This is a genomic window from Paeniglutamicibacter sp. NPDC012692 (assembly GCF_042901625.1).
Taxonomy (GTDB): domain Bacteria; phylum Actinomycetota; class Actinomycetes; order Actinomycetales; family Micrococcaceae; genus Paeniglutamicibacter.
In genome coordinates, this window is the sequence record NZ_JBIBDE010000010.1 from 39,326 (window position 1) to 56,667 (window position 17,342).

The 17,342-nt window shown below is 58.8% G+C and carries 21 protein-coding genes; 17 read left to right on the forward strand and 4 right to left on the reverse strand.

Translation table 11 applies throughout. The features are described 5' to 3' along the window. Positions 1-18: 18 nt before the first annotated feature. From ACFY5D_RS21340 to ACFY5D_RS21350, 3 genes are all read left to right on the forward strand, one after another. Positions 19-1,104, forward strand: coding sequence for a transglycosylase SLT domain-containing protein (locus tag ACFY5D_RS21340; RefSeq protein WP_387534470.1), 1,086 nt, complete (start codon positions 19-21; stop codon positions 1,102-1,104). Then, positions 1,101-1,673, forward strand: coding sequence for a hypothetical protein (locus ACFY5D_RS21345; protein WP_387534472.1), 573 nt, complete (start codon positions 1,101-1,103; stop codon positions 1,671-1,673). The genes ACFY5D_RS21340 and ACFY5D_RS21345 overlap by 4 nt, the downstream gene beginning before the upstream one ends. Positions 1,674-1,764: 91 nt before the next feature. Continuing rightward, the gene (locus tag ACFY5D_RS21350; RefSeq protein WP_387534474.1) at positions 1,765-2,361 is read left to right on the forward strand and encodes a hypothetical protein; all 597 of its coding nucleotides are present in this window, start codon (positions 1,765-1,767) and stop codon (positions 2,359-2,361) included. On the opposite strand, the gene ACFY5D_RS21355 is transcribed toward ACFY5D_RS21350, so the two are convergent. The 3 genes from ACFY5D_RS21355 to ACFY5D_RS21365 all read right to left on the reverse strand — a co-directional run bounded on the left by ACFY5D_RS21355 (position 2,323) and on the right by ACFY5D_RS21365 (position 4,707). After that, positions 2,323-3,069 carry a hypothetical protein gene (locus ACFY5D_RS21355; RefSeq protein WP_387534476.1) on the reverse strand — a complete coding sequence of 249 codons (747 nt, stop codon included), beginning with the start codon at positions 3,067-3,069 and terminating at the stop codon, positions 2,323-2,325. The genes ACFY5D_RS21350 and ACFY5D_RS21355 overlap by 39 nt on opposite strands. After that, entirely contained in the window at positions 3,069-3,764 is a 696-nt protein-coding gene (locus tag ACFY5D_RS21360; protein WP_387534478.1) for a hypothetical protein, read from the reverse strand. Before ACFY5D_RS21360 ends, ACFY5D_RS21355 begins: the two co-directional genes overlap by 1 nt. A gap of 733 nt (positions 3,765-4,497) precedes the next feature. Continuing rightward, positions 4,498-4,707 (reverse strand): helix-turn-helix domain-containing protein, encoded by a 210-nt coding sequence (locus tag ACFY5D_RS21365; protein ID WP_387534512.1) that lies wholly within the window; start codon positions 4,705-4,707, stop codon positions 4,498-4,500. Positions 4,708-4,842: 135 nt separating this feature from the next. On the opposite strand from ACFY5D_RS21365, the gene ACFY5D_RS21370 reads away from it, so the two are divergent. The 13 genes from ACFY5D_RS21370 (at position 4,843) to ACFY5D_RS21430 (ending at position 15,984) form a co-directional block, all read left to right on the forward strand. After that, positions 4,843-5,142 (forward strand): DUF4193 family protein, encoded by a 300-nt coding sequence (locus tag ACFY5D_RS21370; protein ID WP_387534480.1) that lies wholly within the window; start codon positions 4,843-4,845, stop codon positions 5,140-5,142. Between the two features lie 795 nt (positions 5,143-5,937). Then, entirely contained in the window at positions 5,938-6,174 is a 237-nt protein-coding gene (locus ACFY5D_RS21375; protein WP_387534482.1) for a hypothetical protein, read from the forward strand. Positions 6,175-7,062: 888 nt separating this feature from the next. Further along, positions 7,063-8,319, forward strand: coding sequence for a MarR family transcriptional regulator (locus ACFY5D_RS21380; RefSeq protein ID WP_387534484.1), 1,257 nt, complete (start codon positions 7,063-7,065; stop codon positions 8,317-8,319). A 2,136-nt stretch (positions 8,320-10,455) separates the two neighbouring features. Beyond that, complete coding sequence (locus ACFY5D_RS21385) at positions 10,456-11,265, forward strand: ParA family protein (protein WP_387534486.1); 810 nt, start codon at positions 10,456-10,458, stop codon at positions 11,263-11,265. Beyond that, positions 11,262-11,792, forward strand: a complete 531-nt coding sequence (locus tag ACFY5D_RS21390; protein ID WP_387534488.1) for a hypothetical protein — start codon at positions 11,262-11,264, stop codon at positions 11,790-11,792. The genes ACFY5D_RS21385 and ACFY5D_RS21390 overlap by 4 nt, the downstream gene beginning before the upstream one ends. A gap of 346 nt (positions 11,793-12,138) precedes the next feature. Beyond that, positions 12,139-12,852 (forward strand): DUF4192 family protein, encoded by a 714-nt coding sequence (locus ACFY5D_RS21395; protein WP_387534490.1) that lies wholly within the window; start codon positions 12,139-12,141, stop codon positions 12,850-12,852. Positions 12,853-12,935: 83 nt separating this feature from the next. Continuing rightward, positions 12,936-13,364: a hypothetical protein gene (locus ACFY5D_RS21400; RefSeq protein WP_387534492.1), complete on the forward strand. Its 429-nt coding sequence runs from the start codon at positions 12,936-12,938 to the stop codon at positions 13,362-13,364. Beyond that, the gene (locus ACFY5D_RS21405) at positions 13,361-13,771 is read left to right on the forward strand and encodes a hypothetical protein (protein ID WP_387534494.1); all 411 of its coding nucleotides are present in this window, start codon (positions 13,361-13,363) and stop codon (positions 13,769-13,771) included. The genes ACFY5D_RS21400 and ACFY5D_RS21405 overlap by 4 nt, the downstream gene beginning before the upstream one ends. A 2-nt stretch (positions 13,772-13,773) precedes the next feature. Beyond that, positions 13,774-14,076, forward strand: a complete 303-nt coding sequence (locus tag ACFY5D_RS21410; protein ID WP_387534496.1) for a hypothetical protein — start codon at positions 13,774-13,776, stop codon at positions 14,074-14,076. A 189-nt stretch (positions 14,077-14,265) separates the two neighbouring features. Further along, positions 14,266-14,520, forward strand: a complete 255-nt coding sequence (locus ACFY5D_RS21415) for a glutaredoxin family protein (protein WP_387534498.1) — start codon at positions 14,266-14,268, stop codon at positions 14,518-14,520. After that, complete coding sequence (locus ACFY5D_RS21420) at positions 14,517-14,705, forward strand: hypothetical protein (RefSeq protein WP_387534500.1); 189 nt, start codon at positions 14,517-14,519, stop codon at positions 14,703-14,705. The genes ACFY5D_RS21415 and ACFY5D_RS21420 overlap by 4 nt, the downstream gene beginning before the upstream one ends. Then, a complete protein-coding gene (locus tag ACFY5D_RS21425) occupies positions 14,702-15,355 on the forward strand; it encodes a GNAT family N-acetyltransferase (RefSeq protein WP_387534502.1) in 654 nt (217 codons plus the stop codon). The genes ACFY5D_RS21420 and ACFY5D_RS21425 overlap by 4 nt, the downstream gene beginning before the upstream one ends. 89 nt (positions 15,356-15,444) lie before the next feature. Further along, complete coding sequence (locus tag ACFY5D_RS21430) at positions 15,445-15,984, forward strand: GNAT family N-acetyltransferase (protein ID WP_387534504.1); 540 nt, start codon at positions 15,445-15,447, stop codon at positions 15,982-15,984. Between the two features lie 82 nt (positions 15,985-16,066). On the opposite strand, the gene ACFY5D_RS21435 is transcribed toward ACFY5D_RS21430, so the two are convergent. Beyond that, entirely contained in the window at positions 16,067-16,537 is a 471-nt protein-coding gene (locus ACFY5D_RS21435) for a hypothetical protein (protein ID WP_387534506.1), read from the reverse strand. A 377-nt stretch (positions 16,538-16,914) separates the two neighbouring features. Here ACFY5D_RS21435 and ACFY5D_RS21440 point away from each other — a divergent pair. After that, on the forward strand, positions 16,915-17,342 hold a 428-nt coding region (locus ACFY5D_RS21440; RefSeq protein WP_387534507.1), incomplete at its 3' end, for a transposase.

A 17,342-nucleotide genomic window follows, 5' to 3' on the forward strand; every position in this document is an offset into this window, starting at 1 on the left:
GTGAAGGCTTGTGGCGCAATGGTCAGTCGCAGAACACTCATCGGCGGGGGATCGGGGCTACTCCTCGGCGGCCTGGCAATCCCGCTCCTCCTGGGCCCGGCACGGGACAACGGCCAAGACACCGGAGATATCGGCCCCGTGTGCACGCCCACCGGGGAAGGCTTGCGGGTCCAGGCCGTGGCACGTAAGGAGTGGGTTCCGGCGTTGCAGGCCGCAGCGATCGTGGCAGGCATCCCGGCAGAGTTCCTGGCAGCCCAGATCGAGGCCGAATCCGGGTGGAACCCCCAGGCTGTGAGCCCGGCCGGTGCCCGGGGCTTGACCCAGTTCATGCCCGGCACCTGGGAACACTACGGGCGCGGCGCCGATCCCTTTGACCCCCTCGCGGCCATCGAGGCCCAAGGCCGCTACCTGCACGACCTGCAAGGCGCCGTCGCCGGGGTCAAGGGCGAGGACCCTCGGCGGCTGGTGTTCGCCGCCTACAACGCGGGCCCGGGGAATGTGCTCAAGTACGCGGGAATCCCGCCGTTTCGCGAGACCCGAAGCTATGTGGCCAAGATCTTTGATCTGGCCCAACGCATCTACAGTGCCGACTGCGCCGGCAGCGGCCCGCCGGAGTTGCGGCCGGGGGCGGGGACATGGATCCATCCCCTGCCGCAGGGCCGGCTCACCAGCGGATTCGGGCCCAGGCCGTGCCCGACGGGTGCGAGCTGCAACCGCTGGACGACCTTCCACTTCGGGCTTGACTTCTCCACCGGGCGCGGGCGAACCACGGGTCGGGGCGCCACGGTCATCGCGCCGACCCCGCTGCGCATCACCCTGGTCCAGGAACTCGCCCCGGGATACGGGTCACGCATCATGGCCAGGTGTCTGTGGGCGCCCGGCTACATCTTCGACTTCCACCACTTCGCCGTCGGATCCATGAAAGTTCGCCCGGGACAAGACGTGGAAGCCGGAACGCCCCTGGGCATCGAGGGAAACACCGGAAACTCGACGGCGGCGCATCTGCACTTCCAGGTCATCAAACCCGAATCGAACGAGCAGCACATGATCCATGCCGACACCATCGACCCGACCCCGATACTCGTCGAAAAGGGCATCGTATGATCCTCACACGCCGCGCACTGCTCGGCGCCCCGGCACTCGTTCTTTTGGCTGGCTGCGCATCCGGGCCCGCATCATCACCCCAGCCATCGACGCTCGACCCGGTCCTCGGATCGCCGGCGCCCGGTTCGTCCGGTCCTCCGGATTCCGCCCGGGAACAGGTTGCGCTCGAGGCCTTGAAGGTCATGACGACCTGGTATACCGATTCGGACACCACCCGGACGGCGGCGGACCTGCGCGCCCGCCCCTACTTCACCGCGGAACTGGCCGGCTCGATCACCGCCCCGGCGCGCAACGGCGCCAGCGGAGAATGGTTCGCCCACCCCCGCAGCGTGTCGGTACCGCATGTCATTGCGCTGGAGGGAACCGATTCGATCGTCCCGGGAACCGGAGCCTACGAAGTCACATGGGACTGGACCGACGAAGCAGGTCACACCACACCCGGCACCTCAATCCGTCTCTACAGCCTTGCGATGGCAAGCACTCCCGCGGGATGGAGAATCAGCGACTACACCTACGAGGAATACCCCCGGCAGGGCGCGGGCCCCGCCGATGCGGGGAACGCCGAGTAACGAATCCGGTGCGGCAGCAGAAACCAGACCAGAATGGGTTCAGGCCCGCAATGCTCCGAAACGAGCGCCCCATCACAGGAAGCCACGAACCATGACAGCACCGACGAGATCCCCGGCAACGCCTCGACTGCCACGCGTGGTTTCCCATGTCTTTGCCCCGACGGTACTCGTCACCGCGCTGATGCTTTTGACCCCGCTCAGGTTTCCCCAGGTTTCGTGGGGACAGGCGCTCCTGGCCGCGACATTCACCACCCTCATCCCGTGGGCGGCCCTCGGCTGGGCCCGAACCACCGGGAAGGTCAGCGATGTCCATGTGACCCGACGCGAACAACGTTGGCCGCTGCTGCTCACCGCTCTGGCCTCGATCCTGCTGGGCCTCGCGCTTCTGGTCATGACGCACGCCGAACCTGTACTGCTGCGCGAGGTCCTGTTGATCCTGATCGGCATGCTGGTCACCGGCGGCATCACCCTGGCGTGGAAGATTTCCATTCACGTGGCGGTGGCCGCCTTCGTCTTCCTCCATGCCTTCGAAAACCTGGCCTTCGGACCCCACCTGGCCGTGGCGATGGTGGCCGTGGTCAGCTGGTCGCGGATCCAGCTGCGGCACCACACCACCAACCAGGTATTCGCCGGGGCCGTCGTCGGCGCCCTAGTCGGCGTGTTCGCTCTGGTACCCGCGCACTGGTGAGGCGCCTCTGTTGCACCGGATGCGGGCAATGAATGCAAGGGTGGTGCCGGTCGCGACCAGGACAATCGAGGGATACAGGACCAGGTCAACGACCATCGCGTAACCGGGGGCAAGTAACTCACCCAGGTGCGCCACGGGAACCAGGGGCACGAGCGTGAAGCCGATGGACATCAACCGCATCGCGGATCCCGACAGCCCGGTGCACTCCAGAGACGCCCGCAGCAGGGGTCTGGCCAGGAGAACCGCGACGAATGCCGGGTAGAGGTAGCTCAGGGCCTTGTAGAGGACGATCATCGGGTCATCCCTGAAGGGGTTCAGGCCCATGGCCGAGTATTCCGGTGCAGCCAGGATGAACGCGGCCGTCATGGCCGCGGCGCCGCCGCCAAGAATCAGTGTGCCGACAGGTCCGTGAATCAGCCGATAGAGGTCATGGCGCCCGATGCCCAAGGCGACTTCGGACCCGCCCAGCCAGAACATCAGGTAGAAGCCGAAGTGAGACACCAGGTTGGCGATGTTCCGGCCACCCAGAAGGGCGTCGGCCCCCATATAGACGGGGGTGACGCTGAGCCACAACACCAGAGCCATCACCAGGTGTGCCAGCCACACCCGGACCCTGGCCCGGTCCCGCAATGCGCCGGGAGCCCTCGCCATGACCAAGACGCTAAAGACCACGGCCAGAGCGCCTGCGATCCAGTTACCCATATTCATCACCCCAGATGATTGATAAAGTCCTGACTTCGTTGTTCCCGCACAAGTGCGGCATGAATCCGTGTTTCCACCAGCTGCAGGCGTTCCACCTTTCCCAGCCCCTGGAGCCACTGCACGCGTTCGTCAACCACCCAGCCCGCCTCCTCAGGAGTCAGCAGGTGGGACGCCACCAGGGCCGAAACCCTCGGAACATTCGCGTACTGGGCGGCGAGCAACGCCAGGTCAAAACGCAGGGCCCCGTTCAACATTTTCGACAGCCCCGGGTTGCTGATCGGGCCGGTCGATTGCAGGTATTTGCGCAACCCGCCGTCGGGGTCGATGCTGTCGATCCACTGCCGGCTGGTTTCCCCGAAATGGATCGGACCCAGGGACGATTCGGTGACGGGTTCGGCGAATTCGATCGCGGCACACGCGCGCAGCAGGTGCTCCCACCGGATGAAGGCGTCCACTTCGCGCCGATCGGGACGGGAAGGCTCAAGGTGCTCGTAGCCCTTGAACGAACGCAGCTGTTCGAGGGGGTCTATGTCCAGGACGCGTGAGACCTTGATGATCGTTTCCTCTTGGACCCGGTCGCCCGTGAGTTGCTGGATGATGCGGATTCGGGAGAAGCCGGCCTTTTTTGACAGCACCGTCAATCCGACCCCGGGCGCGACCGAGTTGAGCCAACGCTCAACTTCCGTCTTAGTCAGAGGCACATTTACTTCCCATCCAGGAGCTTGCTCACCAAATCTAGCCGATCACCCATGATACGACCGATGCAGAACAAGGATTAGTGCGGCCAAGTGCATGTTGCTCTTCGTTATGCGTCGAGCGGCCGTCGTGCTTCATGAAGCCTTGCGATCGGGATCGGTTGCGAGGCACCAAGGACCATGCACACTTTTGGTCACCGGGTCCTGATATCGGTGGATGGCACCGTGTATCGGCGCCGTCGTATCTAACTAATATCTGGGCGTCGAAACCTTATGCGCGGAATGCGCATGACGGATCCCGAATCCGCGGCGATCGGCTTCGCTCTGAACGCCGTGACGTTTGCCTGGGGCTCACCAGCTAGTGAAGTGGTCCGGCACGAGGTCGGAGTCTTGGAATAAGCGGCGGTGAAGTTTTGGGGGAAGATCACCGGGCTGCCGAAACCGCATGGATTGGTGATGCGGATTGTTGATCTATGGCCAATTAAATGAGAAAATTGATAATGACATTGAGAGCGGACTGACATCTATTAATACAAGCGTAAATTAGAATAAATTCCACTTTACATAAGGTACGTTATCGGTTATTCAAAATAGTTGATTGACTAGGCATAAAGTCTCTAGTTCGCACCGTGCGGCCATGAAAGCCTTTCGCTGCCGCTTCAAGGCTGAAGCCGCGGCGATGGCCACTTCGGCCAGGACCTCGTAGTTTTCCCGGGACGCAGAGAGCGGGACGGAATCCTCACCGTATTTCGCATAGCCGATCCGCACGAGACCGGAGGGTCGATGATGCGCAGCGCATTGGCAATCCGGCGAAGGTCTTCGATGTCTTTTTGCCTGCTTCCAGCTCCACGATAAATTTTCGAGAGGTACTGATGGATTCGGCAAGAGCTTTTTGGCTGCATCCCAGCAATTCACGCCTGTCCCGTAGTTCACGTCCCCGCGAAAGCATACTCAGTTCAGAAGTTTGCACAAAAATTTTGTCCCCGATCGGTTACACAAAAAGGCGGTACGTTTATCAAATTGCCCGGAACACGCCGCGGGACCTAGAATTTCGGCAACCGTCAGCACCACCAGGAAGAGCACCATGGCCCAGGATTACGACGAAGCCCGCCCGGACGTTGCCGAAGCGTCGGAACGCACCCTCAAGGACGTCCAGAAGATGGACGCACCGAACGCCAAAAGCGTCCAATCCGATCTGGAAGAAACCGATCTCTCTGAGGGCCAGGAGCTCCCGGGCGCCATAGTCCTCGATGAACTTGTTGTCGAAATCGTGCCCCGGGCCGATGACGAATTCATATGTGGGGAATGCTTCACCGTCCGGCATCGGAGCCAAGTCGCCAGCGAGATGAACGGCGTGAAGATTTGCCGTGACTGTGGCTACTGACTGATTTGCAGGAGTCGGCACGCTTAAGCCGCAGGGGCAGCCTTAGAAGCGCACAGGCCGCTCTTCCGGCTCTGGCTTCAAACGGTGCCACGGTCGGACTCTGAGTGCTTCTGGCCGCGATACCGGGGCCACCCTGCGATCTTCGGGCCAAGATTAATCGGTGTTCTGCTCCCCTTTTCGATCGTCGCGTCCTTGTTTTCTGTGATACCGCCATCGTCGGCTCCGGGATTTCTCAACTACCCGAGAAAATCCCGGGTACGTGCGTGGTTGCGAGTTGGATATCCTGGTTTCCAGGGTTTCTTTCCTTGAGATTCCCAGACGCGGACGGGTTGGTGATTCCTGTGCATGGCTCTGTAAACGATCTGTCCGCCCTTGTAGCCCCGGGCACTGATCCTGGCAGCCATTTATCTGGCAATGAGACTCCCCCAAGTCGCACGTGAATTCGTGTGACGTAGAGACACGCCCGAAACATCAAAATTTTTTCTGAGGCAACAATGGAAGAAAAGGTTCCATTACTTCCATTTACACCAATTGAACCAATGGTTTTTGAGCCACTTTCCTTCGGAATCGACTGTTCACGGCCTCCAACGGGGTAATGGTTCCATTTGTTCCATATTCCCTAATGGAACCTTTACTGCCGCGGCTCGCGGAAACTGAAACAGGTGCAAGCGATACGAACCACACGATGGTAATTTCTTCTGTAGCAGGAAACTGAAACAGACGAACCCGCAAGGTAGCGCCAACCTCAGATCCTGCTAGTCACCGTTGACCGAACCATCTAGGAACAAGGCCCAGATGAATTCACAAGCAGAGGACGAGCCGATGAGTGCAACTGGTAATCGTGGAGGCGGACGCCGCCACAAAGGCGAACGTAAATTCGTGGCCACGCGTGTGTCTGTGGAGTGCCGCGAGAAGCTGGATGTTGCCGCGCGTTCGAACAACCTGACTGTGAGCGAATACGTCGAAGCGTTGATCGCCCAGGCTGTACGCGACGTCGATGTGCACGGAGCACGTCTCCAGCAACCAGCTTAAAGCGAAAAGGCCCGCTTTCGCGGGCCCTTCCGAAGTATGGGTTCTTCGTACCTCTTTTGCCGGGACGAACGAAGAACTTTTGATAGGAGCGTCATGAACCTCAGCTATGGAACTCAAGAGTTCTGTAGCTCCACAAGGACGGGAATCCAAGTGGTACTGAGCTGACGCTAACAATCCCTCTTACCCGCTAAGAGAAAGAAAAGATTCGTATCGATCTAACAGTTATTTAGTTTTCACCTACAAGGAATCCGAAGCGGTTCAGCGAGACGGTCAATCCGTCCGTAGAGCCGGGCCTCAGTCGTACCTTCCGAGAGGAATAACCCCATCGTACAACAGCCCCCAGTGGGCGTGCCAGATCAGTGTGTCCAACAAGCCCCGCGTGTCGCACTTGCCGACAACTCGGCATACCTCTGGTCTTCCTTCGCTCATGCAATAGCCGGCGCTCCGCGCGTCCGGATTTCACGCGATTCTGGACGCAATTACCCCTTGCGATACGAGCGCGACCTCACACCACTGCGCCCAGCCCAACCCGCCGCAGTGCTCGTTCACGGCGCCGATGGCACATGCAAAACGCTGTGCCTGGACTTCGACGTAGCCAGGGGCGGGCTGGACACTGTTCTGAATGACGTTCGAGCAGTGACCGAATGGCTCTACGAACTCGGAGCCCGCTGGATCCAGGATTACTCCCCCAATGGCGGCCGACACGTCTATGTCCCGCTCCAAAGCCGCCTGCCGTTCCATACCTCACGAGACATCGTCCAAGCTTTAGCACGACGATTCTCAACCTTGGACCCAACCCCGCATCAGAACATCCGGCATGGGTGCATCCGCGTCCCAGGCAGTGTGCACAAATCAGGCGGCTTCCAAGAGTTAGAGATGAGCCCCGCCATGGCCACCTCGATCTTCAACTCGCCGGCGGGTGATGCAGTCGTCCAAAGAATGCTCGAAGACCTGTCTCCGGAAATCCTTGCCGCGCGGCCCAGCGTCGAATCGGCACAGGTACCCCCACCTGTTCCTACCTCACGCATGTCTCGCTCAATGAGTTTGATCGCGGGCCAAGGTCTCTACGACACCACACGCTACTCCAGCCCGTCGGAGGCACGCCAAGCAGTCCTGGTCTCTGCCGTCTGCGCAGGAATGCCACTGATAGAGGTACAGCGCCGCATGAGCGACGGCACCTGGCCTGGCCTGGCACAGTTCTATGCCCGCTATTCGGGAACCAACCGAAAGACCGCGCTGCACCGCGACTGGGCGTCCGCCCAGAAATACGCGGGAACACTGGCAGGAAAAAGGCCTGTCCAGAAAACCAACACAAGCCAGCCGGCATCACAGGGGGGTGCTGCCCCCGTGCCCACAAACTCGCCCTCCGCCGAGCACCGCTTCATTCGTAGCTGGCGCTCTGCCCTGCGCATCGTTGAATCCAGATATGCCTCTGGAAAGATCGGTATGGCTAAGAGAATGATCCTGCGTGCTCTGGGTGAAGCTGCACATAAGAGTGGAAGCAGAGTTATTGAATTCGGCGTTCGTTCAATCTCAATTGCATCTGGCCTTGAACCGACAACGGTTGCGTCTCACCTCCGATCACTGAGAAATGAGCCAGATGCCCTGATCACTCACAGCGCGGAAGCCCTCGGTGTTAACGCCGACCAATACACCTTGGTGATCCCGGAGCACATCCGCTCTGGAGCCGAAGCCCTCTCCTGGCGAAAAGGGAAGCTTCACTCGATGCGTCCGGTATTCAGGGAGCTCGGCATGCCCGCGGCATTCGTCTATGAGGCCCTTGAGCACTCCCCCGCCAATGCCTCTGAACTGGCACTGCTTACCGGCATTGGCCGCTCAACGGTTCACGAGGCGCTGGAGATTCTTTCCTCGTGGAATCTTGCCCGAAAAACCGCGACCGGCTGGGAAACGGTGCAAAGAACGAGCTTGGCATCCCTTGCTGAGTCCCTGGGAGTGCAAGAGCTCATCGCTGAGCTGATATTCCGGTACCGTGCACAACGACAGATATGGCGCGAATGGCTTGCCAAGCGAATGTCTGGCCCACTGCTGCTCCTCTCCCCCGATGACGATTACCCGTGGGAAACATTCGAAGGGCCGCCGGATGACTGGTCACTATCCGACATAGCGTTCGGTGAGGCCGCTTGACGTCAAATGGTAGTAATGGTTCCATTTTCACCATTTGATACCAATACTTCTGTGGGTTCATGGATACAGGCCGCTGCCGCAGTGGATGAACCGACAGGCGCTGGAGAAAATCTATGTCTCTGGTGACGCGCTCACCGTGGATGATCTGGTCTCTGAAATCGAGCCCGGTCTAGGCCGTTGCTTCAGTGTCAATAAGAATCGGCACACTCACCCACATAGAAGGCTCTCCGCAGTGCCCTCCATGTACTGGCGTGCCATTCTCATCGGTGTGCTCATGAACGACCGCTACCCTGCGTTACGGCCGATCGGCGTGCGTGAGTACACTGCGGCGATGGCTGCTGGCACCGTCTCAGCGTCCTCACCGACGGGTTATCAACAGGCACAACGCTTCCTGGATCCGTGTCATTCAAGATCTGCAGCCTCTGCCCCAAAACCGACGAACAACCAGGACACTCACCGTCGGGACGATATAAAATCAAGCGCACCTTCGAATACTCCTGGCCATGTTCCAACCAAATCAAAGCTGGTAAATATAGTCCGCCACGACGAGCATCTAAACCATAGCGTCGGTTGTTCTACTTTTTTACAAACCCACCCAGGAGCCACTCCCCCACCCTTGCACGAGCAAGGGTGGGGGAGCACTCAATGCCGCCATCCAGAAGATACCGTCGGCCTGCAATGCGTTCGCCGCCGACTGAGCCGGCGAGAACCAGACCGCCAGCAGTCCGCGGATCAGCCTGGGGGCTCATCGTAGAGTGACCATTCCCAATGGAATTTGTCCCATCCTCCGTCTCTCAAGGGCACCCTTCTGGTTCAACATCCCCAGTTCAGAGAACGCCGATCCCCCTCCACGCCGCGGCAGCGAGCACTACGGCGAGCCGAAATTGTTACGTCGGCAAGAAATGGTTCCAATTCTGCCAAAGGTTTTATTGGTACCAATACTTCCATGGAAACGAAAGGTACCAAAGGAACTAATGGAACCATTAGAGGCCTAGCAGTCGTGTCCCCCGATATAAAGGACCGGAAGGTAGCCCTCCCGTTTGCTGCGGCCAATAGATTCCCAGATCAATTTTACCTAGATTTCCACCTAGAGGGATATACCGCTGGCACCGCGACTGGCCATGCAATGAAACCCTTGGCAGAAATAGAACCATTGTTAACATTGGAAATATTTCTACCTTTTTAAACCTTTGGCCGCCGCCGAGCGGGTGGTTCACAAGGGATCATTGGTACCAATTGAACTATTTTACCCTCTAGCAAATAGTGGGGAGCGCGCCCGCCAGGCAATGGCACCTATGGAAACAATGGAACCTTTTTACCAATAGTTCAATCGAAAATCAGTAAAGGTACCATTTCTACCAATGGTTCCCGACTGTGCCCGATGGACTACCAGGAACTATTGGTAGAAATGGTACCCCCAGATATGCCCCTAGAACTCAAGGTTCTCAGCATCTTCAGGGTACCGGTAGCTGTGGAAACGATGGCAACGTTCCGCCCGGTCGAACTATCGGTGCCGGATCAAGTCGAAACTCAATCCGCGACCCGGAGCAAGGTCGACAGAAATGGTGCATATGGAAACAATGGAACCATTAGTGACATTGAAGGTGGGATGGAAGCATTAGTTCCAATGCTAGAAATAGAACCATTACTACCACTGGAACCAATACTACCAATCGCCTTGGTGCGATCCGAGAACAGTACTAATGGTGAATATGGAAACAATGGAACCATTTATACCCTTGGTACCAAATTTCAAAACTCGCCTCGACGCGCTTGGAATCAGGCGAAAAATCCCCCGGCGACCTCTCGCCTGGTTTTACCATGTGCGGTACATCAAGCGTCCGCGGCCGGACTCGAGTGAGAATGCGGGCTTCAACAGAGGCGTTAAACAGTAGAAAAGGTACCATTTCTACTGTTGATTCCATTAGTACCATTTTCACCAAATGAACCATTTGTCGATTACCTGAAACAGTTTCCGGCGTGTCGGAGTGGATTCGCTGTGTATAGAGGGGGATAAGGGCATATTGTTTCCAGTGAACGCTTCCCGTCGTAGCCGGACGACAGGGGTTATTTTTAGTACCCTCTTGACCGGCCGGCGAACATTTTGCACCGACCACATGGAGAATCAGTAGCTATATGGCATCCCGGATCATCGCTGTTTGCAATCAGAAGGGTGGCGTCGGCAAGACGACGCTCGTCACCGGTCTTGCCGAGGTTCTCTCTAGGGATCTCAAACTCAAAGTTCTCGTCATCGACGCCGATCCGCAGCGCAACACCACCTCAACGCTGGGCATCACCGAACCTGAATTCACCCTCAATGACGTGCTGTATGGCGATGAGACACAGAATCATAAGATCATTGCCGGCGTTGCAGGTGACGCGATCTTGCGTGCTGGCGAAGCCTGGCAGGGCGATCACCCCCAGCTTGATCTCATTGCCTCCGAACGCAACCTCGCATCGCGAGAGCGTGACTCGATGATGGCCAGGGAACGACGTCTGCGTACCGCGCTTCGAGGCGTGTCGGAGAACTACGACATCGTGTTGATCGACTGCCCGCCATCCCTGGGCCTGCTCACGGTCAACGCCCTCACCGCCGCAACCCACGCGCTGCTGGTCAGCGAACCCCGCGTTGCATCGGTCGAAGGTCTCACCGAGATCGTCACGACCATTGCTGAGGTCCAAGAAAACCTGAATGAAGACCTCGATGTCGTGGGCATCGTGATCAACAAGAAGAAGAAAAACCGTCTTGACCAGGATCGTTGGATTATGCAGATGCGCAACGATTACCAAGACTTTGTGCTTGAACCGGCGCTCTCGGATCGCGAGATCTTCGCGAAGTCCCAGGCCGCGTCGAAGCCACTGAAATCCTTTGGCCCTACCAGCAAGCTCGAACTCGACGGGCTGGCAAGGTTGGCTTCCAAAATTCTTGAAAGGACCGCCCCGTGAGTCAAGAAGTTCTGCGTGGGGGAGACGGCAGCGCGGCCGCGAACAAGCTTCGGGGTCTGCGCAAAGCCAATCGCACCAGCGTTGTGACGGACATGCTTGCCGACGTATCTGTGGCGCCGGACGACGTTGTGTCCGTTCCAGTCCTGGCCCCGGTACAGCTGCAGCCTGCAGCCCCGGAACCAGCGCCGACCCCTGAGCCTGTCGTTGAGCCTGCACCCGTAGCCCCAGCAATTGAGGCGCCCAAGACCGAAATCGTCGAGCCCGTCAAGAATAAGGGCGTGCCACCAGCCGAACCCGCTGATGATCCGAAGATCAAGACAGGCATATTCCAGACTAAGGAAGAGCACGCGCGACTTCGCGCCACCTTCTCAGCGACACGGCACCTGACCGGCTACCGCACGATGTCCGAGTACGTTGAAGCGGCTATCTCACAAATGAATACGCGTGTCGAAGAAGAATTCAACGGCGGGGAACCGTACCCAACCGGATTGAACCAAGTCAGCCCTGGCCGCCCGCTCAAGTTTTAGCTTGGTGTCGCTACCAGGAATCTCACGGCGCAGTTGATGCAGAAAGCTGGTTCAAGTTCTGCGTGCGGGTATCGGCCTTCAACTGTGGGAGCGACCTACCGGCTCACTCCGGCCACCGACACAATCTGTACCTGCGCTAGTTGCCGGTCTCTTCTCGACGCTGCCTGGTCACGGCACTGACCCCGTGTGTCTGATTCCTAATCTGTGGACTTTCCCTAGGATCCTCCTCAGTCAAAAACGCCGGGGTCCGCGCATCTTTTGGTGTCCATATCGCTGAGTCTGCACCCTTTACCGCAATTAATTCCATATGAATACAGGCTGACCACCGCCCAGTACCGCGCCCTCGGTGACACGCTCGCCCACGCGGGGTGCTTTCATCCGTTCGGTCATCCGCAACACCGCAGGGCACCTGATGGACTACGACGGAGATTCAACCGACTCGGTCGAATTCTCCGCGGTCGCCACCTCCAACACGGCACTGGCCCTCATGATGGCCACCACCCAGGGTGCCAGGCTCGCCGCCGACATTCCCGAGTGCACCAACGCACCCATGGAACCGCTGGCGCGGTTCGCCCGCGAAGCGGTGGCCATGGACTCAAGGTGCGCCGAAACGCTCGCCGTGGCACGCGGAACGCTCACCGACATGATCGAAGGTTACCGGCAGACCCGAAAGGTCAGCCCCGAGCACGCCGCACGGCTGGCCGGAACCTCCAGCAACAAGGGGATGCGCGACCTGCTCATCGCCTCGCTGGCCACCACCGGCACCGACCATGAGGAAATCGGTGCCGCGCTGATGGGCGAGAAGACCCCGGAGGATTGGGGCTTCTTGAAGGCCGGGGGAGACGCGCTGTATGCCGCCCTTGAATTCATCCCCACCGAACACCGTGCCGACCTGTTGGTCGCGATCAGCTGGACGCGCTGGATCGACGGCAAGGGAACCGAGGCACGCAGGTTCGTGGGCCTCGCACTCGAATCGAACCCCGGCCACCGGCTCAGCCAGCTACTGAACCGGCTGATCCTCAGCGGCCACATGGCCGCCAGCGCCACCACCCAGCACTAACACCAACCACCAGCCGGGGTGGGGTGACGGTTCAAACCGTCACCCCACCCCGGCTACACTCACACCAAAAGGGAGTCGCACATATGAGTCACGATCTAGTCTTCCCGCCCCGGAACACGCAGATCCACCACAATCCACCCTGGGTGCCGCGCCAACAGATTTCGGCGCACGTCCCCGACGCAAGCTCCCCCGGCCGCCGCACCGGGGCGCTGCGCGCCCCGGACACCCCGGCACGGGGAAACCCGGACACCTTCACCCACCAGGGCACGGCGTACGTTCTCATGCGCTTCCACCCGGGCGACGAGCCGGCCGAGCCCGTGCCACGCTACCGGGCGACCGCCGAGATCCCCACCACCAACGGCACCCCGGTGATTTCGGTCGAGGTCACCGCCCGCACCCCGCACCTGGTGCACGTGACATGGATCGATGACACCGGCGAAACCCTGGGCATCTGGTGCCCCACCAGTATGGTGAGAACAGAACACGAATCACAGGAACCAGGAGAGGCATGAACATGGAAGATGACCAGACCCCCGAAGCAGTCCACGAAGCGGACAACGCCTACGACGCACTGCGAACCGTGGCCCACCTCACCCGGGCCACCCACCCGGCCCCCGAGGTGTACCGGATCCTGGGGAACCTGAAGAACCTTGGCAGCTTCCTGCCCCAGATTTCCACCCAACTCGCCCAGGGCCTCACGAGATCCCTTCAGGAATACGACGTCACCGAATACGAGGGCAAGGACCCCGCCGCCAGCGTCGCCCTGGCCAACGAGCACCTGGCCCGGGCCGCGAAGCTGGCCGCGCAGATGGGCGAGGAACTGGCCCAGGCCCAGAACGCCATCAACGGGCAGGGATACCGCACCGCAGCCGAACGCCTCCGCGAAGAAGAACTCCAAGACGAAAACCACGGCGCCTAACCATGGGGCCGCTGGACCCCGACGACTACCAGGAGCTGCTCGCCGGGCACGGCGAACAAGACGACGTTCCCGTCGCCCTGAGTCGGTACCAGGCGCAGAAATGCGCGGCGATCCTCGCGGCCGGACAAGCCGGCCACACCACCTACGTCGAGGCCACCGACACGGTGGCACGGTTCCTGCAGGCACTGGCGCTGGACCTGACCCCGGGCATGAGCCGAACCGCGGTGGGCAGTGCCGCGCTGTGGCAGACCCTCGATGACCTGCCATGGCCGGCATCCGGCCCACCCAAGGTCCAACCTTCCTGAACCGGGCCAACTCGGGCATCAGCCAGGGTCTACCAGCGGGCATTGACTGCCAAAACAGGCACCACATTGCGATCATTTTAAGGATACGAAAACCGGTCAAAAACCCCGAAATATCAACGAAAAACACTGGATTAGACCCTCATTTGAGGGCAGAATGATGGTACATCGAAAGAGCTGGAGGGCAGAGCAATGGCGCTCACCATCTACACCAAACCTGGATGCTTCGGATGCCGCAAGACGGCAGAGAAATTCACCGAGGCCCACATCGATTTCAAAGAAGTGGACGTGACCCAGGAGCCGGCGGCACTGGAATACGTCACCGAGGAACTTGGCTACTCCCAGGCCCCCATCGTCGTGGTCGACGACGACTTCCACTGGTCCGGCCTGAACCCCACCAACATCGACCTGGCCATCAAACTGGCCAAGGAAGCGGTAGCCAGTTGAGCGCCAAACCCACCAAGGACGGAACCCCGCAAAAACGGCTGAACTTCGACGTCCCCGAAGAACTCGCCCACGAATTCAAGGCCTACGCAGCACTGCAAGGCAAAACCCAACGCGAAATCGTCATCGCATTCATGCAACGATGCACCAAGCAGGCTAAGCCAACATCTGAAAGGACGAGCAAATGACCTCTCAACTGAAAGACGTAGATCAACACCATTCAATGAAAGAATCGAACGTACCCGGGCCTGTGAGTGACAGCGAGTACGAGGCAGCAAAACATGTCTTTCCTCCCAGCAGAGACCCAAAAATCGTTGAGTGGAAGAAACAGCTGACAGGCCTCTCGACGTCGGAGGTTTCAATTCGGGAAGCGACCGAGCTTGTGCGAGACGGCCGCCGATTGGGGGATTTGCAGCGCGTATGTCATCGCATGCCTATTCGTGATGTGAAAGAGAATGCCACGGAAATTACCGAGCGGCTGGTCCTTCTAGCTGAAATCGACGGCGTTCATGTAGGTTTTTGCGTTGCATCCCCGGGTCTCCTAGATTCAGATCCGCTGTTTATCCGCGAAGTCGCGGTTGTTCAGGAAGCGCAGAGACTCGGAATAGGTTTAGAGCTGCTCGCTAAAGCTGCGGATCGAGGGCCACGGCGTGACATCGCACTTGCCACCCAGGATGACAACGCAGAAGCACGGGCGATGAACGCGAAGTTTGCCACATCAATTGGCGCGAGTATTGGAAGGGTCAACCTCAACACTTATCGGGATTGCGATCTCGGTATCCGACGAGGTTTGGGCTATCGAGCCTGGCTCATCCAGCGTCAACCAGTAGAAGATTAACTGAAGAGGTTGACCGGAATCGAACAAGTTGTCGGTACTGAGCGGAAGAATCGAACAAATAGTTCTGACAACTGCAAGGAGAATGAGTCGTGACAAATTTCGTCATAGAGAAGGCCGGCTCTCGCCGTGACCTGTCCCTGCTGGCCCGGCTATACGAAGAAGTGCTTGCCGCGTCTCCGAATGTCTTACCAGAGAGTCCGGGAGACCTGGAACCGTCAGAAGTGTTTGTAGCAGTCACGCCATTGGGAAAGCTCCTCGGCGGACTAACACTGAGCCGAAACAACCTTGGAACCCAGCAGGTAGTTCAATCCATAGGAATGCCAGCAGCCATCCGTTGGGCCCACGAGTACACCCTCTTGAGCCACCTGGCGGTGCACCCCAATTATCAGGGGCAAGGGGTTGGAACGGCGTTGTTGAAACATGCTATCCAGGCAACACGTAACGCGGGAGGGCTCTTGCTCTTCGGGTTCGCAGAAGAGCATAACGGAAGAGCTTCAGCATCATTTTACGAAAAGCACAGCTTTACCTTGCGACCCGATTGGGAAGATGGATTCGAAATCGGTGGCTTTTCTTACATCTCGCCTGTCAAGCGAACAGGCACCTACTTCGCCTTTGAAGTAACACCATGATTGAAATCTGTTCTTTCCCGGAGCTGCGTACTTAAACTTGACGGTCCATGCCCTGGATATGGGGCACGCCTCTCGTTCTGGGTCATGCGAGCTTTGATACAAGAGGCGTCACCACGAAGATGGACGCAAGGATGCCGAGAATGAAGAAGACGGAGCTTAACGCAACTTGTGTCCAGAAGTCGCGTTTTCCCCTGCCTTGCAACTGTCCTCCCAGCTCCCGCCGCACCATTTCCGCTACCGCTTCTCTCTCCTTATCGGACAACTCAGCGATTTTCTGAGCGTTCTCTGCTGCTGCTTCTGCATGGATAGCCTTAGCGGTCATGGCATCAATTTCAATGGTGATCTGCTTCGCCAAAGAACTTGCCCGAGTCGCCGACTGACCGAGGAGTCGGAGCTTTGATTCGAGCGACTCGTTCTGATCCTGGATTTCGAGTTGGCGAGCACGACGACGCGAATATATTAACGCCATCACCCCGGAAAACAATCCGATATACACGAGCAGAAAAGTCATCAGTGGCAGGAGGTTGTCAAGAAGGAAGAATCCAAAATTCACCTCCTTACCTTGCCATACCGAGAGCGACACAAGGGCAATGCGCAGCTTTCACTGCGCTCAGCTCGAAAACGACCGTATTTGACCTGGTAACCAGGAACTCTGTCGTTTTTCGAAGTCGGCTGCATTGGGATTCCCGAATTTAGGGGCAAATGCAGCCGACTTCGGATACATGGTTTGTCAGGAGTCATCTGCACCGAACCGCAATACGGTCCACAGTCGTCTTCATTGTCGGTGCATTTCATGCGCGGTGCCCCCGCTGTCTTTTTCCAACGGCAAATGCACGGGCTGTTCAAAGTCCTCTTCACTGTGATTGCGCGTCCGTAAGCGGAACCTTGGGTTCTTGCGGTGACTGCAACACTTAGCGAATGGGTGTTGACATGGGAAAATATTCAATCCTTTACCGACCAGATCTTCTGCAGGTCTTTTGGGCGGGGATGCAGGCAGGCGATTTCATCACCGATGCCGTCATTCCCCTGAACACCAGCAGGCGCACCGGGCGCACCGTCTTGGTCGCGGCCGGCGGCGTCCGTCCCCGCCGGGGAAGGGATTTGAAGGGCCGTTGCCTGACCTTCGCCCAGCGCGAGGAGATCGCCATCCTGCGTGCCCAGGGACAGTCGCTGCGGCGGATCGGCGAGGCCATCGGATGCTCCGCCTCGACGGTCTCCCGGGAGCTGCGGCGCAACACCAAACCCGGCACCGCCTACCGGGCAACCTCGGCCCACGTGCTGGCCTACGAGCGGGCCTCCCGTCCCAAACCCGCCAAGCTCCACACGAATCCGGTGTTGCGTGGAATAGTCGAGGAGGA